Source organism: Methylobacterium sp. D53M, assembly GCF_053345625.1.
The window spans coordinates 1-24335 of the sequence record NZ_JBKFAL010000006.1; the positions used below are offsets into that span (position 1 = coordinate 1).

Annotated in this window: 23 protein-coding genes; 12 read left to right on the forward strand and 11 right to left on the reverse strand. The window is 73.0% G+C overall.

Translation table 11 applies throughout. From position 1 onward, the window contains the following. The 6 genes from infB to ACLBYG_RS11810 all read left to right on the forward strand — a co-directional run. On the forward strand, nt 1-2266 hold a 2266-nt coding region (infB, locus tag ACLBYG_RS11785), incomplete at its 5' end, for a translation initiation factor IF-2 (RefSeq protein ID WP_447681582.1). A gap of 104 nt (nt 2267-2370) precedes the next feature. After that, nucleotides 2371-2799 (forward strand): 30S ribosome-binding factor RbfA, encoded by a 429-nt coding sequence (gene rbfA, locus ACLBYG_RS11790; RefSeq protein ID WP_020092715.1) that lies wholly within the window; start codon nt 2371-2373, stop codon nt 2797-2799. Between the two features lie 66 nt (nt 2800-2865). Beyond that, entirely contained in the window at nt 2866-3882 is a 1017-nt protein-coding gene (truB, locus tag ACLBYG_RS11795) for a tRNA pseudouridine(55) synthase TruB (RefSeq protein WP_020092714.1), read from the forward strand. A 128-nt stretch (nt 3883-4010) separates the two neighbouring features. Further along, on the forward strand, nt 4011-5396 hold the full coding sequence (locus ACLBYG_RS11800; RefSeq protein WP_447681693.1) for a dihydrolipoyl dehydrogenase: 1386 nt from the start codon (nt 4011-4013) through the stop codon (nt 5394-5396). Between the two features lie 84 nt (nt 5397-5480). Continuing rightward, the gene (locus tag ACLBYG_RS11805) at nt 5481-8093 is read left to right on the forward strand and encodes a histidine kinase dimerization/phosphoacceptor domain -containing protein (RefSeq protein WP_447681583.1); all 2613 of its coding nucleotides are present in this window, start codon (nt 5481-5483) and stop codon (nt 8091-8093) included. Continuing rightward, the gene (locus ACLBYG_RS11810; RefSeq protein ID WP_091679708.1) at nt 8090-8683 is read left to right on the forward strand and encodes a biliverdin-producing heme oxygenase; all 594 of its coding nucleotides are present in this window, start codon (nt 8090-8092) and stop codon (nt 8681-8683) included. The genes ACLBYG_RS11805 and ACLBYG_RS11810 overlap by 4 nt, the downstream gene beginning before the upstream one ends. A gap of 5 nt (nt 8684-8688) precedes the next feature. On the opposite strand, the gene ACLBYG_RS11815 is transcribed toward ACLBYG_RS11810, so the two are convergent. Then, a complete protein-coding gene (locus ACLBYG_RS11815) occupies nt 8689-9582 on the reverse strand; it encodes a LysR family transcriptional regulator (protein ID WP_447681584.1) in 894 nt (297 codons plus the stop codon). A 100-nt stretch (nt 9583-9682) separates the two neighbouring features. Between ACLBYG_RS11815 and ACLBYG_RS11820 the strand changes: the two genes are divergently transcribed. Next, nucleotides 9683-10129, forward strand: a complete 447-nt coding sequence (locus ACLBYG_RS11820) for a DMT family transporter (protein ID WP_447681585.1) — start codon at nt 9683-9685, stop codon at nt 10127-10129. A 109-nt stretch (nt 10130-10238) separates the two neighbouring features. On the opposite strand, the gene gmk is transcribed toward ACLBYG_RS11820, so the two are convergent. Together gmk and ACLBYG_RS11830 are read right to left on the reverse strand one after the other, a co-directional pair. Continuing rightward, nucleotides 10239-10901: a guanylate kinase gene (gene gmk, locus ACLBYG_RS11825; RefSeq protein ID WP_056525786.1), complete on the reverse strand. Its 663-nt coding sequence runs from the start codon at nt 10899-10901 to the stop codon at nt 10239-10241. 76 nt (nt 10902-10977) lie between these two features. Beyond that, nucleotides 10978-11835 (reverse strand): YicC/YloC family endoribonuclease, encoded by an 858-nt coding sequence (locus tag ACLBYG_RS11830; RefSeq protein ID WP_056526155.1) that lies wholly within the window; start codon nt 11833-11835, stop codon nt 10978-10980. A 467-nt stretch (nt 11836-12302) separates the two neighbouring features. On the opposite strand from ACLBYG_RS11830, the gene ACLBYG_RS11835 reads away from it, so the two are divergent. Next, complete coding sequence (locus ACLBYG_RS11835; RefSeq protein WP_447681586.1) at nt 12303-12824, forward strand: PAS domain-containing protein; 522 nt, start codon at nt 12303-12305, stop codon at nt 12822-12824. A 49-nt stretch (nt 12825-12873) separates the two neighbouring features. On the opposite strand, the gene mltG is transcribed toward ACLBYG_RS11835, so the two are convergent. From mltG to ACLBYG_RS11860, 5 genes are all read right to left on the reverse strand, one after another. Further along, nucleotides 12874-14289: an endolytic transglycosylase MltG gene (gene mltG, locus ACLBYG_RS11840; RefSeq protein WP_447681587.1), complete on the reverse strand. Its 1416-nt coding sequence runs from the start codon at nt 14287-14289 to the stop codon at nt 12874-12876. A 150-nt stretch (nt 14290-14439) separates the two neighbouring features. After that, complete coding sequence (mutM, locus tag ACLBYG_RS11845; RefSeq protein ID WP_447681588.1) at nt 14440-15330, reverse strand: bifunctional DNA-formamidopyrimidine glycosylase/DNA-(apurinic or apyrimidinic site) lyase; 891 nt, start codon at nt 15328-15330, stop codon at nt 14440-14442. 122 nt (nt 15331-15452) lie between these two features. Continuing rightward, a complete protein-coding gene (locus ACLBYG_RS11850; RefSeq protein ID WP_447681589.1) occupies nt 15453-16085 on the reverse strand; it encodes a Smr/MutS family protein in 633 nt (210 codons plus the stop codon). Next, nucleotides 16082-17260: a murein transglycosylase A gene (gene mltA / locus ACLBYG_RS11855; protein ID WP_447681694.1), complete on the reverse strand. Its 1179-nt coding sequence runs from the start codon at nt 17258-17260 to the stop codon at nt 16082-16084. The genes ACLBYG_RS11850 and mltA overlap by 4 nt, the downstream gene beginning before the upstream one ends. A gap of 38 nt (nt 17261-17298) precedes the next feature. Then, entirely contained in the window at nt 17299-18012 is a 714-nt protein-coding gene (locus ACLBYG_RS11860) for a Tim44/TimA family putative adaptor protein (RefSeq protein WP_020092701.1), read from the reverse strand. Between the two features lie 346 nt (nt 18013-18358). On the opposite strand from ACLBYG_RS11860, the gene secB reads away from it, so the two are divergent. Then, a complete protein-coding gene (gene secB, locus ACLBYG_RS11865) occupies nt 18359-18859 on the forward strand; it encodes a protein-export chaperone SecB (protein WP_026604852.1) in 501 nt (166 codons plus the stop codon). A 23-nt stretch (nt 18860-18882) separates the two neighbouring features. Here the strand turns inward: secB and ACLBYG_RS11870 are convergent, their stop codons facing one another. Then, complete coding sequence (locus tag ACLBYG_RS11870; RefSeq protein WP_447681590.1) at nt 18883-19761, reverse strand: LysR family transcriptional regulator; 879 nt, start codon at nt 19759-19761, stop codon at nt 18883-18885. Between the two features lie 87 nt (nt 19762-19848). Between ACLBYG_RS11870 and ACLBYG_RS11875 the strand changes: the two genes are divergently transcribed. From ACLBYG_RS11875 to ACLBYG_RS11885, 3 genes are all read left to right on the forward strand, one after another. Further along, nucleotides 19849-20409: a DUF4865 family protein gene (locus ACLBYG_RS11875; protein ID WP_447681591.1), complete on the forward strand. Its 561-nt coding sequence runs from the start codon at nt 19849-19851 to the stop codon at nt 20407-20409. Nucleotides 20410-20435: 26 nt separating this feature from the next. Continuing rightward, complete coding sequence (locus tag ACLBYG_RS11880; RefSeq protein WP_447681592.1) at nt 20436-20828, forward strand: tautomerase family protein; 393 nt, start codon at nt 20436-20438, stop codon at nt 20826-20828. 114 nt (nt 20829-20942) lie between these two features. Further along, nucleotides 20943-22175 (forward strand): MFS transporter, encoded by a 1233-nt coding sequence (locus tag ACLBYG_RS11885; protein ID WP_020092696.1) that lies wholly within the window; start codon nt 20943-20945, stop codon nt 22173-22175. A gap of 213 nt (nt 22176-22388) precedes the next feature. Here ACLBYG_RS11885 and ACLBYG_RS11890 read toward each other — a convergent pair whose 3' ends face one another. Together ACLBYG_RS11890 and ACLBYG_RS11895 are read right to left on the reverse strand one after the other, a co-directional pair. Next, entirely contained in the window at nt 22389-23264 is an 876-nt protein-coding gene (locus ACLBYG_RS11890) for an RNA polymerase factor sigma-32 (RefSeq protein ID WP_012320644.1), read from the reverse strand. A gap of 314 nt (nt 23265-23578) precedes the next feature. Further along, nucleotides 23579-24184, reverse strand: coding sequence for a CarD family transcriptional regulator (locus ACLBYG_RS11895; RefSeq protein ID WP_020092694.1), 606 nt, complete (start codon nt 24182-24184; stop codon nt 23579-23581). Nucleotides 24185-24335: the final 151 nt, after the last annotated feature.

Genomic DNA, 24335 nt, shown 5'->3' on the forward strand with positions numbered 1-24335 from the left:
TCAGCCCGAGGCGGCCCGTCCGGCCGCCGCGCGCCCAGCTGCCTCCGCCGCGGCTCCGGCCGCTCCGCGCCCGCCGCTGACGCCGCGCCCCTCCACGGGCGAGCCGCGCAAGACCATCACGGCCGACTCGCGCAAGCCGCGCGACCTCAACTTCATGGCCCGTCCGGCTCCGGTGCCCGAGCCCGAGAAGAGCGCGACGCCGGCGACCGCCGCGCGTCCTGCCGGCGCGGGGGCCGCGGCGCGCCCCGCCGGTCGCGGTGCCCAGACCAACGAGGACGAGTCCGAGACCAAGCGGGTGATCCGCCGTCCCGGCATGCCGCTCAAGATCATCGCGCCGCCGAAGACCCCGAAATCCCCGGGCGGCGACCGCAACCGAGGCCGCCTGACCATCGCCAACGCGACCTCGGGCGAGGACGAGCGCACGCGCTCGGTCGCCTCGTTCCGCCGCCGCCAGCAGCGCATGAGCGGCCGCGGCCACGTGGAGCAGAAGGAGAAGCTGTCCCGCGAGGTGACGATCCCCGAGACGATCACCATCCAGGAACTCGCCAACCGCATGTCGGAGCGGGCCGTGGACGTGATCCGTCTGCTGATGAAGCAGGGCCAGATCCACAAGATCACCGACGTGATCGACTCGGACACCGCCCAGCTCATCGCCGAGGAACTCGGCCACACGGTGCGCCGCGTCGCCGAGTCCGACGTCGAGGAGGGCCTCTCCTCCGACGAGCCGGATCTGGAGGAGGATCTCGATCCCCGTCCGCCGGTGGTCACCATCATGGGCCACGTCGACCACGGCAAGACGTCGCTGCTCGACGCGATCCGCAAGGAGAATGTGGTCGAGGGCGAGGCCGGCGGCATCACCCAGCACATCGGCGCCTACCAGGTCGCGTCGCCCTCCGGTGACATGATCACCTTCATCGACACCCCGGGCCACGCGGCGTTCACGTCGATGCGCGCCCGCGGCGCCAAGGTCACCGACATCGTGGTGATCGTGGTGGCGGCCGACGATGGCGTCATGCCCCAGACCATCGAGGCCATCCAGCACGCCAAGGCGGCCGGTGTCCCGATGATCATCGCGGTCAACAAGATCGACAAGCCGGATGCCAAGCCGGAGCGGGTCCGCACGGAGCTGCTGCAGCACGACATCCAGGTCGAGTCGATGGGCGGTGAGACCCTCGAGTTCGAGGTCTCGGCCAAGACCGGCGCCGGCCTGCCGCAGCTCCTGGAGGGCATCCAGATCCAGGCCGAGATCATGAACCTGCGCGCGAACGAGAAGCGCGACGGCGAGGGCACGGTCATCGAGGCCCAGCTCGACCGCGGCCGCGGCCCCGTGGCCACGGTCCTGGTCCAGCGCGGCACCCTGTTCACCGGCGACATCGTCGTCGCGGGCGCCGAGTGGGGCCGCGTGCGCGCCCTGATCGACGATCTCGGCGAGAACGTGCAGTACGCCGGGCCGTCGGTGCCGGTGGAGGTGCTGGGCTTCAACGGCACGCCGGATGCCGGCGACCGCGTGATCGTGGTGCCGAACGAGGCCCGCGCCCGCGAGGTCACCGAGTACCGCGCCCGCCAGAAGCGGGAGCGCCAGAACGCGCGGACCGGCGGTGCCAACCGCTCGCTGGTCGACATGATGCGCGACCTCAAGGAAGGCGCCGGCCGCAAGGAGCTGCCGGTCGTCATCAAGGGCGACGTGCAGGGCTCGGTCGAGGCGATCTCGGGCGCCCTGGAGAAGCTCGGCAACGACGAGGTCGCGGCCCGCATCCTCCTGGCCGGCGTCGGCGGCATCACCGAGTCGGACATCACCCTGGCGCAGGCGTCGAAGGCCGTCGTCATCGGCTTCAACGTGCGCGCCCACAAGGAGGCCCGCGAGGCTGCCGAGCGGGCGGGCATCGAGATCCGCTACTACAACATCATCTACGACCTCGTGGACGACATCAAAGCCACGCTGTCGGGGATGCTGCCGCCGACGCTCCGCGAGGAGCGCCTGGGCGAGGCGACGATTCAGGAGGTCTTCGAGGTCTCCAAGGTCGGCAAGGTCGCGGGTTGCCGCGTCACCGACGGCATCGTGGAGCGCGGCGCGCATGTCCGCCTCATCCGCGACAGCGTCGTGATCCACGAGGGCAAGCTCAAGACGCTCAAGCGCTTCAAGGACGACGCGAAGGAAGTCACCTCCGGTCAGGAGTGCGGCATGGCCTTCGAGAACTTCGAGAACATGCGCGCGGGCGACGTGATCGAGTGCTACCGGGTCGAGGAGATCCGCCGCACCCTCTGACGCTCCGGACTCATCCGGACAGGGCGGCCGCGGCACCTGCCGCGGCCGTCTTTTCTTTTTTCAGGACGTGCGCCGTCCGCTCCGGCGGGCCGGCCCGAGACAGAATGGCCCAGAAACCGACCTCCACCGGCCCCTCGCAGCGCCAGCAGCGCGTGGCCGAACTCGTGCGCCACGCGCTGGCCGAGGTGCTCCAGCGCGGCGATATCCAGGATCCGGTGCTCGGCACGCATGTCGTGACCGTGCCGGAGGTGCGGATGTCGCCGGACCTGAAGCTCGCCACGGCCTACGTGATGCCGCTCGGCGGCCTCGACGAGGCGCCGGTGATCGCCGCCCTGGAGCGCCACCGGAAGGTGCTGCGCCAGGAGGTGGCCCGGCGGGTGAACCTGAAATTCGCGCCGGAACTGCGGTTCCGGCGGGACGAGACCTTCGACGAGGCCGCGCGCATCGACCGGCTGCTGCGGGACGAGCGGGTCCAGCGCGACCTCGAGTCCGGGCCCGAGGACGACGAACCGGAGACCGGGACGGGGCATTGAGTCCCGATACCAAGCAGAAAGGGACGGGGCATCGACCCCGGGGGACACGCGGACATGACGGTTTCCATGGAAGATTTTCCGCCGGCCGAGCGCCAGGCTCCCCCGCCGAGCGCTGAGCGCCGCGGGCCGGAGGGGCGCCGTCCGCAGCGCGGGCCGCGTCCGGACCGGCCGAAGCGCCGGGACGTCTCGGGCTGGGTGATCCTCGACAAGCATGTCGGCATGACCTCGACCCACGCGGTCGCGGTGGTGAAGCGCGCCTTCAACGCCAAGAAGGCCGGCCACGCCGGCACCCTCGACCCGCTGGCCTCCGGCATCCTGCCGATCGCCCTCGGCGAGGCGACCAAGACCGTCCCGTTCGTGATGGACGGCCGCAAGGCCTACCGGTTCACCGTCCAGTGGGGCATCGAGACCGACACCGACGATGCCGAGGGGCGTCCCGTCGCGACGAGCGACGCCCGCCCGGACCGGACGGCGGTCGAGGCGGCGCTGCCGGCCTTCGTGGGCGCGATCGAGCAGGTGCCGCCGCGCTACTCGGCCATCAAGATCCAGGGCGAGCGCGCCTACGACCTCGCCCGCGAGGGCGAGACCGTGGAACTGGTCGCCCGGCCGGTGCAGATCGACCGGCTCGCCATCGTCGAGCACGACGGCGAGCGGACCGTGATCGAGGCCGAGTGCGGCAAGGGCACCTACGTGCGGGCGCTGGCCCGCGATCTCGGCCGGATGCTCGGCTGCTACGGCCACGTGGCCGCCCTGCGCCGGACCCGCGTCGGACCGTTCTCGGAAGCCGAGGCCTGCCCGGTCTCGGCCCTGACCGACGGCAGCCCCGAGGCGGCCCTCGCCTACCTGCGACCGGTGGAGACGGCCCTCGACGCCATCCCGGAGGTCGCGGTGTCGCGCGATCTGGGCCTGCGCCTGATGCGGGGGCAGTCGGTCATCCTGCGGGGCCGCGACGCCCCGGTGGAGGGCAAGGCCTTCGCGACCTGCGCCGGGATCCTGGTCGCCGTGGGCGACGTGGAGCGCGGCGAGTTGGTCCCGCACCGGGTGTTCCATCTCGGCGGCACGGCCCCTGGCCGCAGCGCCTGACACGCCGGCTCCGCGCCGCCGGAGCGCGCGGAGCCCCGGCCGGTCCAGGCCGGGCTGAGACGAGAGCGCGCAGGCGGAACGAACCTGGGCCGTGACGCTTTGGCCCCGGCGGACGGTCCGGAATGCTGATGCGTGAACTCGACTACGACGTGGCGGTGATCGGTTCCGGGACCGCCGGAATCGCGGCCCATCGCGCCGCGACGGCGGCGGGGGCGCGGTCGGTCCTGATCGAGCGCGGCCCCGGCGGCACGACCTGCGCGCGGGTCGGCTGCATGCCCTCAAAACTCCTAATTGCCGCGGGCACCGCCGCCCACGCGGCCCGCACCGCCGACCTGTTCGGCATCCGGGTTCCGGACGTCGCGGTGGACGGGCCCGCCGTGCTGCGGCGCCTCCGCGAAGAGCGCGACCGGTTCGTCGGCAGCGTCCTCGAAGGTCTCGACGATTTCCCCGAAGACGAGCGCCTCGGCGGCACGGCGCGGTTCGAGAGCGACCGCACCCTGCTGATCGACGACGCGATCCGGATCCGCTTCCGGGCCGCGGTCATCGCCACGGGCTCGAGCCCGATCGTCCCGGAGCCCCTGCGGGGCCTCGGGGCGGACGTCCTCACCACCGACACGCTCTTCGAGATCCCCGATCTCCCGGCCTCGCTGGCCGTTCTCGGGGCCGGTGCCGTCGGGATCGAGATCGCCCAGGCCATGGCCCGGCTCGGCGTCGCCGTCACGGTCATCGACGCGGGCGACACCGTCGCCGGCCTGACCGAGCCCGACCTCGCCCGGCAGGCCGCCGCGATCTTCGCTTCGGAGATGGATCTTCACCTCGGCGCCGAGGTTCGGGACGCCGTTGCGGACAGCGACGGCGTGCGTCTCGGCTGGGTCGACCGCCACGGTCGCGACCAGGTCACGCGGGCGGCGCGGGTGCTGGCCGCCACCGGCCGTTCTCCGAACCTGGAGCCCCTCGGGCTGGAGGCGACCGGCCTTCGAATCGGCGAGACGGGCGTGCCGGACTTCGACCGGCGCAGCCTCGTCTGCGCCGGGGCACCGATCCTGATCGCCGGCGACGTCGACGGCTGGCGACCGGTGCTGCACGAGGCGAGCCGCCAGGGCACGGTCGCGGGCGCCAACGCGGCCGCCCTCGTGGCGGGCCGCCCGGTCGCGACGCCGGAGCCGTGGACGAGCCTCGCGATGGTCTTCACCCATCCCCAGGCGGCGGTGATCGGCGCGCCCTACGACCCGGAGGACGATCGACGGATCGTCGGCGCCCTGGATTTCTCCGACCAGGGGCGCGCCCGCGTGGAGGGACTGAACCGCGGCGGCATGCGGATCTGGGCCGATCGGTCCGGGCGACTGCTCGGGGGCGAGATGCTCGGGCCGGCCGTGGAACACCTCGCGCACCTGCTCACGTACGCCGTCGCCGACAAGCAGACGGCCCAGGCCGTGCATGATCGCCCGGTATACCATCCTACGGTTGAAGAAGGGCTTATCAGTATTATGTCTAAGATCATACACAGAAGCTGAGGCGTTGATCTTGCTGACATCACTAGCATTGCGCTCGGCCATTTCGGTCGCCATACCGGTCTGAATGAGCCGGTTTCGCTCCTGATGCCGCCCAGCCAGGCCCCCGATACGGACGTCGATCTCGACGTCATCGCGCCGGACGCGCTCGACCGCCTGGACCAGGGCGTGATCGGGCTCGATGCGGCCGGCACCGTCGTGGCCTTCAGCGAGGGCGCGAGCGCGATCTCCGGGCTGTCGCGCGAGGCCGTCCTCGGGCGCGACTATTTCCGCGACGTGATGCCGGGCACCAACGTGCCGAGCTTCCGCGGCCGGTTCCTCGCGGGTGCGCGCCGCGGCGCCCTGAACGAGACCTTCGACTACGTCTTCGGCCGGCTACCGCAGCCGCTCCGGGCGCGGATCCACATGCGTCACGGCCAGATCGGCGGCACGCGCCCGGTGACGTGGCTGACCATCGATCCGGTCGAGAGCCTCGGCGCCGACCTGTCGCGCGAGGCCGTGATGGCGGCGATCGGCCGGCGGGTGCGCGCCGAGCCGGTGGATGCCAGCCTCTGCGAGCGCGAGCCGATCCACATCCCGGGCTCGATCCAGCCCAACGCCGTGATGCTCGCGGCCGATGCCGGAACCCTCCTGGTCGCGGCCTACTCGGCCAATGTCGGCGAGATCATCGACCCGATCGAGCCGCCGCTGGCGGGCCGGCCCCTGGCGGACGTGCTACCGGCGGAGGTCGTCGCGGCGATCCGCGCGCGGCTCGCGAGCGGGACCCTCGAGGACGGCGCCTCCATCCGCCGGACCCTGACCTTCCCGGATCGCGGCGCCTATCACGCCGTCGTCCACGCTCATGCCGGCCGCGTCATCGTCGAGATGGAGCTCGAGCCGGACTCGGCCGACGATTTCGCCACGGCGAGCCAGGTCGATACCGAGCTGGCCGTCGGTCGCCTGCGCGAGGCCGGGACCCTGGCCGAGGCCGCCCGGATCGCGGCTCTCGAGATCCGGGCCCTGACCGGCTTCGAGGCGGTGCTGGTCTACCGCTTCGACCCGGACTGGAACGGCGAGGCCGTGGCCGAGGACAAGGTGCCGGGCTGGTCGCGCAGCCTGCTGGGCCTGCGTTTCCCCGCCTCCGACATTCCCGCCCAGGCCCGGGCCCTCTACACCAAGGCCAAGAGCCGCTTCGTCATCGACCGTGACAGCGTCCCGGTCGGGCTGGTCTCGGCTCCTGGCGCCGGCAACGGTCCGATCGACCTGACCTTCGCCCAGCATCGCACGCTCTCGCCGATCCACCTGGAGTACCAGCGCAACCTCGGCGTGAACGGGTCCATGTCGATCTCGATCATGGTTGAGGGGCGACTGTGGGGCCTGATGATCGGCCATCACCGCCGCCCGCACTACGTCACGCCTGAGACGCGCGCGGCCGCCACGGTGCTCACGGACGCCTTCGCCATGCGGGTGCAGGAGATCGAGTCGCGCCGCCTCTGGGCCGAGCGGCAGGCGCATCTCGACGTCGAGGGGCGCCTCGTGCGCGGCCTGACGCGATCCGACGACTTCGTGGCCGCCCTGACGGCCGGGACGACGACGCTGCTCGACCTGTTCAGCGCCACCGGCGCCGGCATCGTCTCGGGCGAGCGGGTCACGCTGATCGGCCGGACCCCGCCGGCCGGGATGGTGGCGGTGATCGCCAGCTGGCTGCGGGCGCGCGTGCCGGAGGGCGAGGTCGTCTACAGCAGCGACAGCTTCGGCGCCGATTTTCCGGAGGCCGGGCCGCATCGCGAGATCGCCAGCGGCCTGCTCGCGGCCTTCGTGGACGATTCGCGCGAGAACTTGCTGGTTTGGTTCCGGCCCGAGGTGCCCAGCACGGTCACGTGGGGCGGCGACCCGCGCAAGCCCGTGCTCGCCGGAAGCGGTCCCGTGGCGGTGCTGCCCCGCCGCTCGTTCGAGCGCTGGGTCGAGGAGCGCACCGGCTTCGCCGCGCCGTTCGCGGAATGGCAGGTCCAGCTCGCCGGCTCCCTGGCCGAGGCGGTCGAGGGCGTGGTGCTGCGCCAGCGGCGCAAGATCGACGAGCTCACCGGCCTGCTCGCCGAGAAGGAGCGTCTGCTCGAGCAGAAGGACCTGCTCACGCGGGAGATCGACCACCGGGTCAAGAACTCCCTGCAGATCGTCTCGGCCTTCCTGCAGATGCAGCGGCGCCAGATCGCCGACGGCGAGGCCCGGCAGGCCTTCGCCGACACCTCCGCGCGGGTGATGAGCGTCGCGCGGGTGCACGACAGCCTGTACCAGGCGGATCGGTTCGACGAGGTCGATCTCGGCCAGACCATCGAGAGCCTGTGCAACGACCTCGCGGGGCTGGCCGGCGACGGGCACGCGGTCGACCTGTCGGCGGAGCCCGGCCTGATGGTGCCCTACCGCAAGGCCGTGGCGCTCTCGCTGATCGCCACGGAACTCGTCACCAACGCCTTCAAATACGCGGCCAACCCGGCGGGCATCGGCCGCGTCGAGGTCAGCGTCTCGGCCTCCGGCCCCGGCGAGATCCAGCTGCGCGTCTGCGACGACGGGGCCGGCCTGCCCGACGACTGGGCGGACGCCAAGGCGCGGAGCAAGGGCTCCGGCCTGGGCATGAAGCTGATCCGGGCGATGCTCGACCAGATCAACGCCAAGCTCACCGTCGCCAACACTCCCGGCGCCTGCTTCACGATCACCGCGTGAGATCCCGCGACGGCCTGCACGCGCGGCTGCGCGCCGCGACCGATCCGGCCCACCGGGCGCTGGAGGCGTCCCTCGACTGGCAGGCGCGGGTGGCGACGCTCGGCGGCTACCGGGAGCTGCTGGGACGCCTCTACGGCTTCCACGCGGTCTGGGAATCGGCCATCGGGTCCGGGCTCGCCGACGAGCCGTTCCTGGCGCCGCGCCGCCGACTCGCGCTCCTCGCGGCCGACCTCGTCCATCTCGGCCTCCAGCCCGGCGCGGTCGCGGCGCTCCCGAGACCGGCCGCTCCGGTTCTCCGCGGGCCGGCCGCCGCCACGGGCGCGCTCTACGTGCTGGAGGGATCGACCCTCGGCGGGCAGCTGATCGGCCGCCACATCGCCGGCCTGCACGGCTTCTCCGACGCGGGGCTCGCCTATTACCGGGCGCACGGGCCCGCCGCGGGGGCGATGTGGGCCGCCTTCCGCACGCGCCTGGACGCGTTCGGCGACGACCCGGCCGCGGAGGCCGCGCTCACCGGCGCGGCCGTGTCGACCTTCGCGGCGATGCGCGCGTGGCTCTGCCCGGTCCCGGAGCTGCCGGCCGCCGCCTGAGCCGCTCAGGCGGCGGCGAGGGCGTCGCGCTCCGCCGCCAGATAGAGCATCAGCCGCTCGACGAGCCGCCCCGGTGGCCGGCCCGCCGGCCGGAGCAGCAGCGTCTCGATGAGAATCTCGGGCCGGAACGGCCGCAGCACGATGGGCAGCCCGCCGAGCGCCCGTGCCGGGACCGGATCGACGATGGCGGCGCCGAGTCCCTCGGCGACGAGCCCGCAGCGGGCCGCCGTGTACTCGGCCATCAGGGCGAAGCGCGGCGTCGCGCCGGCGCTCGCGAAGGCCGCCTCGGTGGCCGCCTGCACGGGGCCCGACCCGGCCGCGATCAGCGGCACCCCGGCGAGATCCGCCGCCGTGACGACGCGCCGGCGGGCCAGGGCGTGCCCGCGGGGCAGCGCGCACACGGCCGCGACCCGCAGGAACGGCTCGGCGCTCACCCCGGCATGGCCGGAGCGCGGCCGGGCCAGGCCGAGGTCACACTGGCCCGAGGCGGTCCACGACCAGATCGTGTCTGGGCTGGGGACGTGGACCGAGATGCGCAGATCCGGGCATTCCGCGTCGAGGCGGCGAATGGCGCGCGGCAGCAATCCGGCGGCCAGGGAGGGCTGGCAGGCGACGCGCAATCCGCCGGTGCCGCGCTCGCGGATCCGGCGCGCGGCCTGCTGCAGGTGATCGAGGCCCGCGTAGGTCTGCGCGACCTCCTGGGCGAAGGCCTCGCCCTCCGGGGTCGGGAACGCGTTGCCGTGCCCGCGCACGAACAGCGCGAAGCCGAGGGCCTCCTCCAGCTGCGCGATGGCGCGGCTGATATGGGGCTGCCCGATGCCCAGGACCTCGGCGGCCCGCGTCATGCCGCCGTGGCGCATCACGGCGCGGAAGAGGTCGAGATGTGCGGGGTTCATCATGCCGAAACTGCATGGACGCGGGTCAGCGCGGCATTTGACGGCATCGGCCGGGACGGTTGTCAATGCCGCCCGCCGTCCCGACCCCGAGGCCCGTCCCGCAATGCTCGCCTTCGCGCTCTCCGCCCTGCTCGCCGTGCTGGCGGGCGCCGGCCTCGTCTTGCAGCAGGTCCTGAACGCGAATCTCCGCACGGGCCTCGACTCCGCGTCCTGGGCCGGCGTCTCCAGCTACGCGGTCGGGCTCGCCTGCATGGCGCTCCTCGCCGCCGCCTTGCGCGACCCGGTGCCGACGGCCAGCGTGGCGGAGCGCATCCCGTGGTGGACCTGGAGCGGCGGCCTGTTCGGCGCGGTGTTCATCGGCCTCGCCATCCTGCTGGTCCCGAAGCTCGGCGCCGCGACCTTCTTCGCGCTCCTCGTCACGGGCCAGATGGTCGCCTCGGTGCTGTTCGACCACGCCGGCCTGCTCGGCCTCGCGCAGCGGCCCGTCGACCTGCCGCGCCTCCTGGGGATCGCGCTCCTGATCGGCGGCGTCGTGCTGATCCGCCGCTAGAGCCGTGCCCGATCGCGCTGCAACCGAGCACGGCTCCAAGCCTATGTCTTGACACGCTCTCTTGCGCCGGACCGGTATCCACTTCGGCGGAGAGCGCTCCAGGGCCGGATCACGGCGTCTCGGCCAGCAGGCCCTCGACGAAGGGGGCGAGTCCGGTGCGGCGCGCCCGCCGGAGACGCTCGGCAGCCAGGATCCCCTGGAGGGCCCGGAAGGCGTTCTGCAGATCGTCGTTGACGATGACGTAGTCGTACTCGACCCAGCGCTGGATCTCGGTCCGGGCGTTGGCGAGACGCTTCTCGATCGTCTCGGCGGAATCCTCCGCCCGGCGTTCCAGGCGCTGGCGCAGCTCGGCCATGCTGGGCGGCAGGATGAAGACCGTCACGACGTCCTGGGCGAGCTTGGAGCGCACCTGCCGCGTGCCCTGGTAGTCGATGTCGAAGATCATGTCCCGGCCGGAGCCCAGCACCTTCTCCACCGGCCGACGGGGCGTGCCGTAGAAATTGCCGTGCACCTCGGCCCATTCGAGCAGGTCGTCGCGCTCGCGGAGGTCGTCGAACGCCTCGCGATCGATGAAGTGGTAGTGCCGCCCGTCGATCTCCGAGGGACGCCGCCCCCGCGTGGTCACCGAGATCGACAGGTCGAGCGCCCAGCTCGGATCCTGCGCGATCGCCCGCGTCAGGGTAGTCTTCCCCGCGCCCGAGGGCGAGGAGAGGATCAGGATCAACCCGCGCCGCGCGATCGAGTCGGAGACGCTCCCGGCCGGCTCGGTCATGCGCGTGGCTCCCCGACGTTTCGCATCCGTATCCTCACGTCCCGATCCGGCATCGTGCCCAGCATCGTGCCCGGCATCATTCGATGTTCTGCACCTGCTCGCGGAACTGCTCGACCACGGCCTTCAGGTCGAGTCCGATCCGCGACAGGCTGATATCGTTGGCCTTGGCGCACAGGGTGTTGGCCTCGCGGCCGAATTCCTGGGCCAGGAAGTCCAGCCGCCGGCCGATCGCGCCACCGGCCGCCAGCAGGTCCCGGGCGCTCGCCACGTGGGCGCGGAGCCGGTCCAGCTCCTCGCGGACATCCGCCTTGCCGGCGAGCAGCATCGCCTCCTGGTGCAGGCGGTCCGGGTCGAGGCCGCTGCCGCCGAGGGCCGCGACGGCCGCCTCCAGCCGTGCCCGCACGGCCTCGGGCTGGCGGGCCGGGTTCTCCTCGGCCGCCTGGGTCAGCGCGGCGATCCGGTCGACCTGAGCGGTGACGACCTGCTCGAGCTGGCGCCCCTCGGCGCGGCGCGCCTCCACGAGATCCGCGACCAGCTGGACCACGCCCGCGGCCAGGTCCCGGGCGAGGGTGTCGGTGTCGGCCGCCTCGTCCTCGACCTCGATCACGCCGCGCACGCCGAGCAGCCCGTCCATCGTGGCGGGGGCCACGCCCTCGGGGACCGGCACCCGGGCCACCGCCTGGGCGAGGCTCGCCAGGAGCGTCTCGTTGATCCGCACCCGCGCGGTCGTCTCCGGCTTGGTGAGGGTCAGCGTCAGCTGGCACTGCCCGCGGGTGAGTGTCTTCTGGAGCGCGGTGCGCGCGGTCTCGCCGAGCCCGTCATAGCCGGCCGGCACGCGGGTGCGCACGTCGAGGCCGCGCCCGTTGACGCTGCGGACCTCCCAGGCCCAGTGCACCGGTCCGGCACTGCCCGCCGTCCGGGCGAAACCGGTCATGCTCGCGATCTGGGTCACGCCGACCCCCGTCCCCGTGAAGATCGGGGCCTGTAGCACGGATCACTCCGGTGGGAAGAGGCCGGTCGCCGCCGTCGCCGCGTCGCGAGGCGCGTCGGGCGCGCGTCGGACGCGCCGCGCGCCCGGCCATCTCGGGCGGCGCCGTGCAGTCGAGCGGCACCCGGCACGCTGTTGGGACCGGTAGGGCCGCCCGCCCGCGACGCGGTCCCCGTCCGCCGTCGCCCGCGCGGTCGCGGTGGTCACGTTTTCACTTTCGTGTCGCGCGGCCGACGTTGCATTCCGCAGTGAAGGTGTGCTCGAAATCCCGCTCGTCTGCACATGAACTCGGATGGCGCATGCCGCGATCAGTATTGGGGAGGACCGCGCTCACGCCGTTCGGGATGTCCGCGCTGGGCGTCGGCATCTGGGAGGATGCGCCGCACACGGGATGCGTGCGCGGGGACGCGACGATGGCGCGGATCTTCGGCCTGACCGAGGCCGAGGCGGCGGACGGCATCACCTGGGAGCAGCTCTCCGCGCTCTTCCACCCGGAGGACCTCGCCCGGGACCAGAGCGAGCGCCGTCGCGTCCGCGAGGAGGGCGGTCTCTTCGCCTGGGAGCACCGCATCGTGCCCGCGCCGGGCGTCGTGCGCTGGGTCCTGGCGCGGGGCCGGTTCGAGCGCCGCGCGGACGGGCACATCTACGGTCGGGGCATCGTGATCGACATCACCGACAGCCGAGTCGACGGCCCGTACGAGCCGCCGGTCGGTTTTCTCGGGGCTCCGACCGAGCCGGGGACCGCCGTCGAGCGGATGGCCGATTACGCGATGCGCCTGTGGGAGCTGGTCGGCGATCTCGGACCCGGGGAGGCGAGGCGGGTGCAGCCGCTGCTCGAAGCGCTGCTCTACGAGCTGGGACGGCAGATCGCGGCCTCGCTGTCGGGCGAGCCGCCAGAGGCGCCGCGGCGCCCGCGGAACCCGCGGGCGCATTGAGGGTGGCCCCGACGGCGCCGAAGCCGGCGCCGCGGACCGGCGCGGCTGCCTAGCGGCGGCCGCGCGGCGCCGGTGCCGGCTCGCTCAGGGTCGGGACCGTCTTGGGCGAGCCCAGATCGTAGCTGCGGTTCTTGAGGGGATCGAGGCGGGTGCCCTCGGAGGCGTCGAAGGCGCGCGTGCCCGGCGCGCCGGTATCCAGGGCGAAGGCCGCGTTGGTGTTGATCCCGTTCCCCGCGGGGGCGCCGCCCGGCGCGTAGGCCGAGGCGCGGCCCGGCGTCGCCGAGTCCGGGCCCGGCTCGACCTTGTCGACGGCGTCCGGCGGCGCCTGCCGGCTCTTCTCGACCGCCCGCCAGCGGGCGACGTTGCGCTGGTGCGCCTCGAGGGAATCGGCGAAGGCGTGGCCGCCGGTGCCGTCCGCGACGAAGTACAGGTCCTTGGTCCGGGAGGGGTTGGCCACCGCCTCCAGGGCGGCGCGGCCGGGATTGGCGATCGGCCCCGGCGGCAGGCCCTCGATCACGTAGGTGTTGTAGGGGGTCGGCCGGTCGATCTCGGAGCGCAGGATCCCGCGGCCGAGGGTGCCGCGCCCGCCCACGAGCCCGTAGACGATCGTGGGGTCGGATTGCAGCTTCATCCGCTTGTTGAGGCGGTTGATGAAGACGCCGGCCACCCGGGGCCGCTCGTCGGCGCGGCCGGTCTCCTTCTCGACGATGGAGGCGAGGGTCACCATCTCGGCCGGGGTCCGCACCGGCACGTCGGCGCTGCGCCGCAGCCAGATCTGGTTCAGGACCTCGCGCTGCTTGGCCTTCATCAGGTTGACGATCTGCTGCCGGGTGGCGCCGCGCTCGAACTTGTAGGTGTCCGGCAGGAGCGAGCCTTCCGGGGGAATCTCGTTGATCTCGCCGGCGAGCACGTCGTTGTCGTTGAGGCGGGTGACGATCTGCTCGGAGGTCAGGCCCTCCGGGAAGGTGATGGCGTGCTGGACCTGCCGGCCTGTGGCGATCGTGTCGAGCGCGTCGGAGATGCTCGCGTGCGCCTTGAAGACGTACTCGCCGGCCCGCAGCGCCGGCCGGCCGCCGAAGCGGGCGGCGAACTCGAACAGGCCGGTATGGTCGATCACGCCCTCGCGCTTCAGGGTCTCGGCGATCTCGGCCGTCCCGCTGTGGGTCGGGATGACCACGACCTTGTCGGCCGGGAGCGGTCCCGGCTCGCGCACCTGCCGCTGGAACAGCGTGATCCCGATCATCGCCGCGATGGCGATGACGACCGCGAAGGTCAGGGCGCCGCTGACCAGGCCCACGAGGCCGCTCCGCTCGCGCTCGGGCTTCTCCGGCGGCGGGGGCGCGACGGTCGGCTTGATCGCCTCGCCGGGCGAGCGCGGCGACAGCCGCTGCGGCAGGGCGGGCTCGTCCGTCGGATCCTGCGCGGCGGTCTCGGGCGCGGGCGTCTTTGAGCGGCGGAAGAACATCGGGATCCTGTCTGGGCCCGCGCGACCCGTCACGCGTCGCGGGCCGGGATCGGCTGCCCGCAACCGGGTGCGCACGTCGAGGGGCGTAACCCTAGTCGGGTTTGTGGCGAAATTGCCGTTCCGCGGCGCGATAGGCGCCGATCGGCGCGCTCAGCCCGGGGGCTGGCAGGTGGCGCAGTAGAAGGTCGAGCGGTTCGCCTGCACGATGCGGGTGATCGCGCCGTCGCATCCGGGCCGGCTGCAGGGCAGGCCGACCCGGTCGTAGACCCGGAAGGCGTGCTGGAACGCGCCCGCGCTGCCGTCCGTGTGGGCGTAGTCGCGCAGGGTCGAGCCGCCGGCCTTCACGGCCTCCTCGAGGACCTGCACGATCGCCTTGGCCAGGGCATTGGCTTTGGGCGTCGGGCGCCCGTCCGGCCGGGCGAGGCTCCCGGCCGGCGCCTCCGGATGCAGGCGCGCCCGGTGCAGCGCCTCGCACACGTAGATGTTGCCGAGGCCCGCGATCAGGCGCTGGTCGAGCAGGGCGGCCTTCAGCGGCGCGATCTTGTGGCGGAAGAGCTGCGCGATCACAGCCCCGGTCAGCCCGTCGAGGGGCTCCACGCCCATCCGGGCGAAGTGGCGGCAGGCCGCGAGCTCCGCGCTCGGGACCAGATCCATGAAGCCGAAGCGGCGGGCGTCGTTGTAGGTCACCGTGGCGCCGGTGCTCATCGCCATGACCACGTGGTCGTGCCGGGGCGTGCCCTGGGCGCCCTCGAGGTAGAAGTCTCCTGGGGACAGGTTGCTGCCGTCGGGCAGAGCCACGTCGAACCGCCCGCTCATGCCGAGATGCATGACCAGCGTCTCGCCCGAGTCGAGGGCGGCTGTGAGGTACTTCGCCCGGCGCGCGAGGCCCGTGACGGTCCGCCCCTCGAGGCGGGCGGCGAAGCGCTCGGGGAACGGGAAGCGCAGGTTGGGCCGGCGCAGGGTGACGCGGCTGAACCGCGCGCCGACCAGGGCGGGCGCCAATCCCCGCCGCACGGTCTCGACCTCGGGAAGCTCCGGCATCTCTCTCGCGATTTCTGCGTCCGCGGCGCCCCGTGCGCCGTCCCGGATATCATCGGTATCGGACCTCGCCGCAACCGCGGGGATCCGGACGGGTTGCCGCGCGTCCCGCGCTCGGACCCGCCCTACCGCCGGCGCAGGCGCACGTAGAGGGCGCCGCCGCCGCCGTGGTGGCGGGCGGCCTCCTCGAAGCCGAGGACGATGCCGCGCAGATCCGGCCCCCGCAGCCAGTGCGGCACGCTGCGGCGGAGGACGCCCCGCTCGGAGAAGGCGTCCGCGTGGCCCGGGCCGCCCTTGCCGGTGACGACCAGCACGTAGGAATGCCCGGCGGCCCGGGCGCGGAGCAGGAAGCCCGTCAGCGCGGCGTGGGCCTCGGCCTGCACCATCCCGTGCAGGTCGATCCGCGCCTCGATCGCGAGCCGCCCCCGGCGCAGGCCGAGCTTGGCGTTCCGCTCCAGCCCGGCACTCGGCGCATGCCGCTGGGGCGGCGCCTGGTAGGGAGCGGCGGTGGCCGGGCGCGCCGGCTCAGGGGCCGGCTTCGGCGGGTGCTTCGCCCGCGGCCTCTTGGCGGCCGGCGGCGCGCTGGGCTTCAGGATCGGCGCCGAGAGGGCCGGCATGGTGGCGGTCGGGCCCGGCGGCGGAGGCGTCTCGGGCACCGGGGCGGCGCGGCCCGGAAGCGGCGTGACCAGCTTGGCGATCGCGTCCCAGAGGCGGGTCTCTACCGCGGTGAGGCGACGCCCGCGGCGCGGGGCTCTCACGGCGCGGCTCCGGGCACCGCCGCGCGGCGCGGCAGCAGGACCACGAAGCCGATCGCGTCGCGGAGGTTGCCGGCGGCCACGCCGGCCTCCGCACCGGTACCGACGAAGAGGTCGCCGCGGGCGGGGCCGACGATCGCCGAGCCGGTATCGGCGGCGATGACGAGGCGCCCGGCCTCACCTGGAGTCGCGCCGGGGAGGGGGCCGGCGAGCCAGAACGGCAGGCCGTACCGCCAGAGGTTCGAATCCACCGCCAGGCTGCGGCCCGGGCTGAGCGGGGCGTTCGCGGCGCCCGGCGGCCCGAGGGCCGGATCCGCGACCGGAGCGAGGCGGAAGAAGATGTAGGAGGCGTTGGCGCGGATCAGGCGCTTGGCGGTCTCGGGATGGGCGCGCAGCCAGCCGGTCCAGCGGGCGAGCGTCAGGCCCTCCAGGGGCAGGTGGCCCTCCTGGACGATCAGCTTGGCCACCGCCGTGTAGGGGCGGCCGTTGCGGCCGTCGTAGAGCACCCGCACCGCGCGCCCGTCCGGCAGCCGGACGCGCCCGGAACCCTGGACCTGCAGGACCAGCAGGTCGACCGCGTCGCGCAGCCACAGGATCGGCTTCGCCCGCGCGCCGAGGGCGCCGTCGTCGATCGCGGCGCGGTCGGGGTAGGGGGCGAAGCCGTCCGCGGTGGCGCGGGCGGCGCGCAGGCCCGGGTCGAGCCCCGGGCGGGTCTCGCCGGGGCCGAGGGAGATCAGGTCGTCGGGGCGGGCCAGGACCGGCGTCGGGAAATCCGGGCCGGGCTCCAGGGAGCCGGTGAGTTCCGGCTCGAAATAGCCGGTCAGGAAGCCGGGCCGGTCCGCGCCGGTCCGCGCGACGCGGAACGCCTCGAACCGCTCGCGGAAGAAGGCGGCGGCGTCGGGCACGGGGCCGGCGGCGGCCGCGCAGGCCTCGGCGAGGGCGGCCGGATCTCCCACGACGCCGTCGGGCTGGGGCAGGGCGGGCGGCGGGGCCGCGCAGACGCGGCGGAAGGCGTCGAGCGCCGCCTCCGTTTCCGCACCGGGGAAGCCCGGCAGGTCGGCCGCGGCCACGGGGGTCAGCACCGCGCCGCCGACCGCCGTCGGCGCGGCGGACACGGCCTGACTCAGGAGGGACGCGAGGAGGGCGGCCGGGACTGCTCCGGACCGGGCGCGGGACATCGGCACGGCAAGATCGTCACGGAACGCCGGTCACGGACTCAGGCGCCGGCCTCGGTGGCCACGAGCTGCCAGTTCGGGTCCCGCGAGCCGAGCGTGCGGGCGAAGGTCCAGACATCCGGCACCTCGACCACCGTCTCGGCGCTGCCGTCCACCACCTTGCCGTCGGCGTCGCGGGTGGCGGTGATCAAGTTCGACAGGAAGCGGACGGTGACGTGCGCCACGCGGTTGCGCACCTCGACGGCGACAATCTCGGCCTTGTCGATCGACACGAAGGTGGTCTCGAGCGTCTGCCGGTTGCGCTCGCGCTCCGCGATCGCCCGCTCGAACGCCTCGCCGACCTCTTTCGAGAGGAGGCCGCGCAGGGTCTTCCGGTCGCCCTTGGCGAAGGCGATCATGATGGCTTCGTAGGCCGACTTGGCGCCCTCGATGAAGGCGCGGGGGTCGAAGCTGGGCTCCGCCTGGATGCAGGCCTCCAGGCCGCGCGCGACCTCGGATCCCGGCTCGGCGATCCCGCGCCAGTCCCGCGGGGCGGCGGCGGGCTGCGGCGCGGCCTGGACCCGGTCGGCGCCGGGCAGGCGAACGACGTTGTCGCCGTCGGAGCGCGCCTGTGGCTCAGTCCGGCTGCGGTCGACCGGCTTGAACGGCGAGCGCTCGGCCCCCGTCTTCTGACCGAGCACCGAGCGCAGACGCCAGATCACGAAGACGGCCAGCGCGAGGAAGATGATCGTCGTAACGTCGAAACTGTCCTGCATCACCGATCCGATGGTGGCCGCGGCGAGACCCTGTGCCCCTTGCTCAGGTCGCGCGCGGTGCGGCGCCGGCTAAGCGCGCAGAGGTCTGGCCGACTCATATCCGACCAACGCGTCGGGAGCGAGCCGGTTGTGTCGGCCGGACGATCGAACCCACGCGTCAATTGCGATCCGGTCGATATGGGTCGTGGGGGCCGCCGGCGCCAGCGCCGCGCCCGCTCGCTTGTCCAGGCCCGGTCCGCGTGTTAGCGGCCCTGCCGTTTGGGCAGTTCCGCGGCGTGATCCAGCCGCTCCCGCCGCGACAACAACCCGCGCCGGCCCTGCCGGTCGATCGAGAAGGATGATCCGCATGGCCGATTCCCCGGCAGCGAACGGCAACGGCGGCGGCATGCCGCAGGGCGATGCGCCGACCATCAACGCCCTGGCGCAGTACACGAAGGACCTCTCCTTCGAGAATCCGAACGCACCGCGCTCGCTCCAGCCCAAGGAGGGCCAGGGGCCGCAGATCAACATCCAGGTGAACGTCAACGCGCAGCAGCTCTCCGAGACCGATTTCGAGGTCGAGCTGAAGCTCGAGGGCGACGCCAAGATCCAGAACGAGGTGCTGTTCGCCTTCGAGGTGACCTATGCCGGCGTGTTCCGGCTCCTCAACATCCCGGCCGACCAGATCCATCCGGCGGTGATGATCGAGTGCCCGCGCCTGCTCTTCCCCTTTGCCCGCCAGATCGTGGCCGAGGCGGTGCGCAACGGCGGCTTCCCGCCGCTGTACATCGACCCGATCGATTTCGTCGGCCTCTACCGGCAGAAGGTGATGGAGCAGCAGGGCGCCCAGGGCCCGCTCGCCTCCTGAGGACCGGACGAGCCGGCGGCCGGTCAGCGGCCGCCGGGACCGCGATAGGCCGCCGCCAGGGCGCGCAGCGCCTCGGCGGGGCGCCCGGCCAGGCGGCGGGCGCGCAGGACCACGAAGGTGCGCGGCAGTTCGGGTAGCCCGAACCGGCCGCCGACCTCCACGGCGCCGGCCGGGGCCGTGCTCGGCGCCAGGGCCGCCACCGCCAGCCCCGCCATCACGGCCGCCCCCACCGCCAGCACGCCGCCGCCGACGAAAACCTCGGTCCAGGGGAGCCCGGCCGCGTCGAGAACCCGCGTCGCGGCGCCCCGGACCGTGCACGGACCCGCGAGTCCCGCCAGCCGCAGCGTCTCGCCCGGCCGGGGCGCCGGGAAATCCGGTGCGGCGAACCAGCCCAGCCGCTCCTCCGCCAGGACCGCGCCGCCGTGGCCGGCCTCGTCCTCCGTCCGGAAGATCACCGCGTCGTAGCCGCCCTCGCCGGAGGATCCGAACGCGGCCGCGAGGTCGCGCGACGGGACGATCCGCACCTCCGTGATCAGCCCGGCCCGATCCAGGCCCAGGCACCGCAGCAGCACCGGGAGGTCGGGGCCGGCGACGTGGTCGCTGATCCCGAGGCTGAGCCGGGCGGGCTGCGCCGTCGCCGCGTCGGCCACGGCGCTGTCATGGGCGTCCAGGAGGCGCCGAGCGGCCGGCAGGAACAGGGCGCCCTGGCGCGTCAGGTCGACGTGCCGCGGGGTCCGGTCTAGGAGGCGCGTGCCGAGCCGGTCCTCGAGCCGCTTCAGCCGCAGGCTGATCGCCGCCTGCGACGTGGCGAGCGCCTCGGCGGCACGGGTGAAGCTGCCGAGATCGACCACGCGCACGAAGGCCAGGACGCCTTCGAGGTCGAGGGGACGGTCGGCGACCATAACGCACCCTTATCGTAGATATCGGTGCCGATATGTCGCCGTTATCGAGGCGGCGTGCAAGCCTGTGGGCCTCTTCGGGAGTGCCCCATGCTGATCACCCGCTACCGGCATCGTCTGCCGGCCGACTACGCCATGGACAGGATCCGCGCGCGCGTCGCCACCCGCGCACCGGCCTGGGACGCCGTGCCAGGCCTCGTCTTCAAGGCCTTCACGGTCGAGGACCGGGCTCGCGGGGCCGCCGCCAACGCCTACAGCTCTCTCTATCTGTGGCAGGATGCCGGCGCCGCCGCCGCGTTCCTGGCCGGGGCCGGGTTCGGCGCCGTGATTGCGAGCTTCGGCCGGCCGCGCATCGAGACGTGGCTGGCGGTCGCCGCCGCGTTCGGGCCGGGCGACGCCGCGGGCGCCCTCTCGGAGGAGACGCGTATCGTCGGGCCGGCGGAGGATCTCGCCGCCCTGCGCGACGACGAGCGGGGACGCGGGCACGACATCGCGGCCGGGCGCGACGTCCTCGCCACCGTGGCCGGGCTCGATCCCGACGGATGGCGCCTCACCCGCTTCACCCTCCGCGCCGAGCCGGCCGCCGGGCTGTCCGGAACCGCGATCGTCCACCTCGCCGCGCCCGGCCTCGCCGCGGCGCGCGGCCGCTGATCTCGGACCGATCGAGGAGTGAGACCATGCCTCTGACCCGCATCTCCCTGCGTGCCGGGACGACCGAATCCTACAGAGCCGCCCTCGTCGCGGGTGTCTACGACGCCATGCGCGAGACCTTCGCGGTGCCGGAGGGCGACCTGTTCGCCCTGGTGCACCAGCACGACGCGTCGGACTTCGTCTACGGTCCCGACTATCTCGGGATCCGGCGCAGCGACCGCCTCGTGATCGTCCAGATCACCGCCAACGCGACGCGCGGCACCGCGCAGAAGCGCGCCCTCTACGCCGCCGTGACCCGCAACCTCGCCCGCGATCCCGGCGTGGCGCCGGGGGACGTCTTCATCAACCTCGTCGAGGTCAACCCGGAGAACTGGTCGTTCGGGGACGGGTTGATGCAGTACGGCCCGCCGGAGCCGTGAGGCCGGTGCAGCGAGTCTGCCGCTGGAGCGGTGCGGCGATGATGGCGGCGATCCGGGCTTGACCGTTCCGGGGGGGGAGTACAGGTCCGGGGCCCGAAACGGCTCCAGGATCGCATGGCCCCCACCGCAAACCTCGCCCTGATCAACCTGTTCATCGGGGACATCCAGGGCGGCCTCGGACCCTTTCTCGGGACCTGGCTGGCAGAATCGGCCTCGTGGAGCCCCGCGCGGGTCGGGTTCGTCATCACGCTGGTTGGCATCGGCACGCTGTTCCTGAGCGGACCGTTCGGCGCCCTGGTCGACCGGTTCCCGCGCCCGCGCCTGCTGATCGCGCTGGCCTGCGGGGCGATCCTGGTGGGGACGCTGCTGCTCCTGCCGGCCCGCAGCTTCCCGGCGGTGCTGTGCGCGCAGCTCTTCGCAGCGGCCGGCGGCACCCTGCTGCTGCCGGCCGTCGCGGCGCTGACCCTGGGTATCGTCGGCAAGGACCGGTTCCCCGCGCAGCAGGGGCGCAACCAGGCCTTCAATCACGTCGGTATCCTGATCGCCGCGGGCGCCATCAGTCTCGGCACCGGCTATTTCGGCCCGGCGATCGCCTTCTGGGTTCTCGGCGGCATGGCGCTGGCGGCGATCGCCGCGACGGCGACGATGCCGGCCAAGGCGTGGAGCCGCCGCCGCGCCGTCGGCTGGAAGGAGGACGACTCGGACGAGCCGGAGCGCAGCGGCCTCCGACAGGTCCTGGGAAATCGTCGCCTGCTGGTGCTGACCGTGGCGCTGACCCTGTTCAATCTCGGGAACGGCGGCATGCTCTCGCTGCTCGGCCAGAAGCTGGTCGCGACCGCGGCCGACGCTACGACCTGGACGGCCCGCTACGTCATGGTGGCCCAGCTGGTGATGGTCCCGGTGGCGCTGTTCGCCGGATCGCTCGCCGACAAGCGCGGCCGCCGCCAACTGCTGATGGTCGCTTTCGCGGTCCTGCCGGTGCGGGCGCTCCTGTCCGGCCTCATCGACGATCCGGTCTGGCTGATCGCCGCCGAGGTGCTGGACGGCGTCGCCTCCGGCATCGTCGGGGTGGCGGTGCCGGTCATCGTCGCCGACCTGACCTGGGGATCCGGCCGGACCCAGACGGCCATCGGCAGCGTCAACGCCGTGCAGGGCGTCGGCGGCGCCCTGTCGGGCTGGTACGGCGGCCTGTCCTACGGGATGTTCGGCTGGACCGGCGCCTTCCTGGCTCTCGGCCTGCCGGCGCTCATCGCCCTCGCGCTGGTGATCTGGCTCGACGCGACGCCGGAGCCCGGCCGGCGCAGTCGCCGGCGGGAGCGGCGGAGCACCGCCGCTCAGGGAGCCTGAACCGGCCGCGCGACCGAAACCCGAGTCGACCCGCTATAGGACCCGATCGCGGCCGCCCCCGCGCGTTGCGGTGCCGCCCGACGACGCCGCGCCGACTGCCGTCCCATACCCCGGATCGCCGCGCGGCAATCCGGGGTATGGGACGCGGGGCCCTCTGAAACGCGAAAACCCGGCCTCGGGGCCGGGCTTCGCGTCGGTGTCGCTCCCGTGGGCTCAGCCGATATGCGGGCTGCCGGTGGCGGCGGGGAAGCGGTCGGCCAGGGCGCGGCGCAGCTTCTCCAGGGCCCGGTTCTCGATCTGGCGGACGCGCTCCTTGGAGATGCCGAGCCGCTGGCCCAGGGCCTCCAGGGTTGCCTGATCCTCGGCGAGGCGGCGCTCGCGCAGGATGCGCAGCTCGCGCTCCGACAGCACGGTCAGGGCCTGCTGGAGCCAGCTCAACCGACGCTCGCCGTCGACCGTGGCGCTCACGGTCTCATCCGGCAGGTCGGCGCCGTCGACGAGGAAGTCCATCCGCTCCGAGGAGGCGTCGCTGTCCTCGCCCACCGGGGCGTTGAGCGACATGTCGGGACCGGACAGGCGCGCGTCCATCAGGGCGACGTCGTCCCGCGACACGCCGATGGCGCTGGCGATGCGGCGGTGGATCTCGTCGCCGACATGCTCCTCGGTGGATTGCATAAGCCGGGCGCGAAGCCGCCGCAGGTTGAAGAACAGAGCCTTCTGCGCCGAGGAGGTGCCGCCCCGCACGATCGACCAGTTGCGCAGGATGTAATCCTGGATCGACGCGCGGATCCACCACGTCGCGTAGGTCGAGAAGCGGACGTCCCGCTCGGGCTCGAACCGGGCTGCGGCCTCCATCAGGCCGACATGCCCTTCCTGGACGAGGTCGGCCATGGGCAGGCCGTAGTGACGAAAACGCCCCGCCAGGGCGATGACGAGGCGCATATGGGCGGAGATCAGACGGTGGAGGGCCCGCTCGTCGCGCTCGTCCTTCCAGCGGACGGCGAGGCCGCGCTCTTCTTCCCGGGCTAGGAAGGGTGCCTCCATGGCAGTCCGTATGAACTGCCGTCGAATTCCCGCGATCTCAGCCATCCGCCTGCCTCTTGTTGTCGAGTGCTGTTGCGGCGTCGAGCCGATAGCCCGACGCGCAGGCGCCACCGGGAGGCGACGCCAGGCAACCGACAACGGAAGGCAAAACGCGAAAGTTCCGTCCCGATGCACCACAATGCGACAACCGGGCGGCCACGAAATCGTGTTCTGTTCCGATCACATGGGATCCGGCCGCGCGCCGTCCAGCCCGGATGTCCCGAAACGACCGGGCCGGCGCGCCGGTTCGGACCGGTCCGGGCACAAAAAACCCGGCCACAGGGGCCGGGTTAGATGTCGTCCGCGGGGGGAAGCGCGCCTCAGGCGGCCTCCTCCTGAATGTCGTCGCCCTCGCTGTCACCGTCGGCCTCGGCCTCGGGCTCCGCCTCGTTCTTCGCCCGACGGGGCGACTTGGCGAGGCTCTGCTCGATCAGCTTCAGGGCCTCGGTCTCGGTGATGCGGTTCACCGACGAGATCTCGCGCACGATCCGGTCCAGGGCGGCCTCGTAGAGCTGGCGCTCGGAGTAGGACTGCTCCGGCTGAGCCTCGGACCGGAAGAGGTCGCGCACGACTTCGGTGACGGCGAGCAGGTCGCCCGAGTTGATCTTGGCCTCGTATTCCTGCGCGCGGCGCGACCACATGGTGCGCTTGATCCGGGCGCGGCCGGTCAGCAGGTCGAGCGCCTTCTTAACCAGCTCCGGCTCGGCGAGCTTGCGCATGCCCACGCTGTTGGCCTTCGCGGTGGGGACGCGCAGGACCATCTTGTCCTTCTCGAACGATACGACGAACAGCTCAAGCTTGTAGCCGGCGATCTCCTGCTCCTCGATCGCGGTGATGCGACCGACGCCGTGGGCCGGATACACGACAGCCTCGCCGGTCTTGAAGCCCTGCCGGCCTGCGGTCGTCGTCTTCTTGGCTGTGGTCATGCGAGAAGGGCCTCCACTGGCGCGCAGCGTTCGGCGCCGCGCGAAACCGTGTTCTTCCGGGCGGGACACCCGGTCTGCCTCGCCGCTCCCGGACCCGGCGCCGAGCGCACGAATCCGGGCGTTCCCCGGCGCGGCCGTGCGAACGCCTGGC

Coding starts and splice junctions, on each gene's coding strand:
- rbfA (WP_020092715.1), top strand. CDS start 2,371: ATGGCCCAGAAACCGACCTCCACCGGCCCCTCGCAGCGCCAGCAGCGC.
- truB (WP_020092714.1), top strand. CDS start 2,866: ATGGAAGATTTTCCGCCGGCCGAGCGCCAGGCTCCCCCGCCGAGCGCT.
- ACLBYG_RS11800 (WP_447681693.1), top strand. CDS start 4,011: ATGCGTGAACTCGACTACGACGTGGCGGTGATCGGTTCCGGGACCGCC.
- ACLBYG_RS11805 (WP_447681583.1), top strand. CDS start 5,481: ATGCCGCCCAGCCAGGCCCCCGATACGGACGTCGATCTCGACGTCATC.
- ACLBYG_RS11815 (WP_447681584.1), bottom strand. CDS start 9,582: ATGATGAACCCCGCACATCTCGACCTCTTCCGCGCCGTGATGCGCCAC.
- ACLBYG_RS11820 (WP_447681585.1), top strand. CDS start 9,683: ATGCTCGCCTTCGCGCTCTCCGCCCTGCTCGCCGTGCTGGCGGGCGCC.
- gmk (WP_056525786.1), bottom strand. CDS start 10,901: ATGACCGAGCCGGCCGGGAGCGTCTCCGACTCGATCGCGCGGCGCGGG.
- ACLBYG_RS11830 (WP_056526155.1), bottom strand. CDS start 11,835: ATGACCGGTTTCGCCCGGACGGCGGGCAGTGCCGGACCGGTGCACTGG.
- ACLBYG_RS11835 (WP_447681586.1), top strand. CDS start 12,303: ATGGCGCGGATCTTCGGCCTGACCGAGGCCGAGGCGGCGGACGGCATC.
- mltG (WP_447681587.1), bottom strand. CDS start 14,289: ATGTTCTTCCGCCGCTCAAAGACGCCCGCGCCCGAGACCGCCGCGCAG.
- mutM (WP_447681588.1), bottom strand. CDS start 15,330: ATGCCGGAGCTTCCCGAGGTCGAGACCGTGCGGCGGGGATTGGCGCCC.
- mltA (WP_447681694.1), bottom strand. CDS start 17,260: ATGTCCCGCGCCCGGTCCGGAGCAGTCCCGGCCGCCCTCCTCGCGTCC.
- ACLBYG_RS11860 (WP_020092701.1), bottom strand. CDS start 18,012: ATGCAGGACAGTTTCGACGTTACGACGATCATCTTCCTCGCGCTGGCC.
- secB (WP_026604852.1), top strand. CDS start 18,359: ATGGCCGATTCCCCGGCAGCGAACGGCAACGGCGGCGGCATGCCGCAG.
- ACLBYG_RS11870 (WP_447681590.1), bottom strand. CDS start 19,761: ATGGTCGCCGACCGTCCCCTCGACCTCGAAGGCGTCCTGGCCTTCGTG.
- ACLBYG_RS11875 (WP_447681591.1), top strand. CDS start 19,849: ATGCTGATCACCCGCTACCGGCATCGTCTGCCGGCCGACTACGCCATG.
- ACLBYG_RS11880 (WP_447681592.1), top strand. CDS start 20,436: ATGCCTCTGACCCGCATCTCCCTGCGTGCCGGGACGACCGAATCCTAC.
- ACLBYG_RS11885 (WP_020092696.1), top strand. CDS start 20,943: ATGGCCCCCACCGCAAACCTCGCCCTGATCAACCTGTTCATCGGGGAC.
- ACLBYG_RS11890 (WP_012320644.1), bottom strand. CDS start 23,264: ATGGCTGAGATCGCGGGAATTCGACGGCAGTTCATACGGACTGCCATG.
- ACLBYG_RS11895 (WP_020092694.1), bottom strand. CDS start 24,184: ATGACCACAGCCAAGAAGACGACGACCGCAGGCCGGCAGGGCTTCAAG.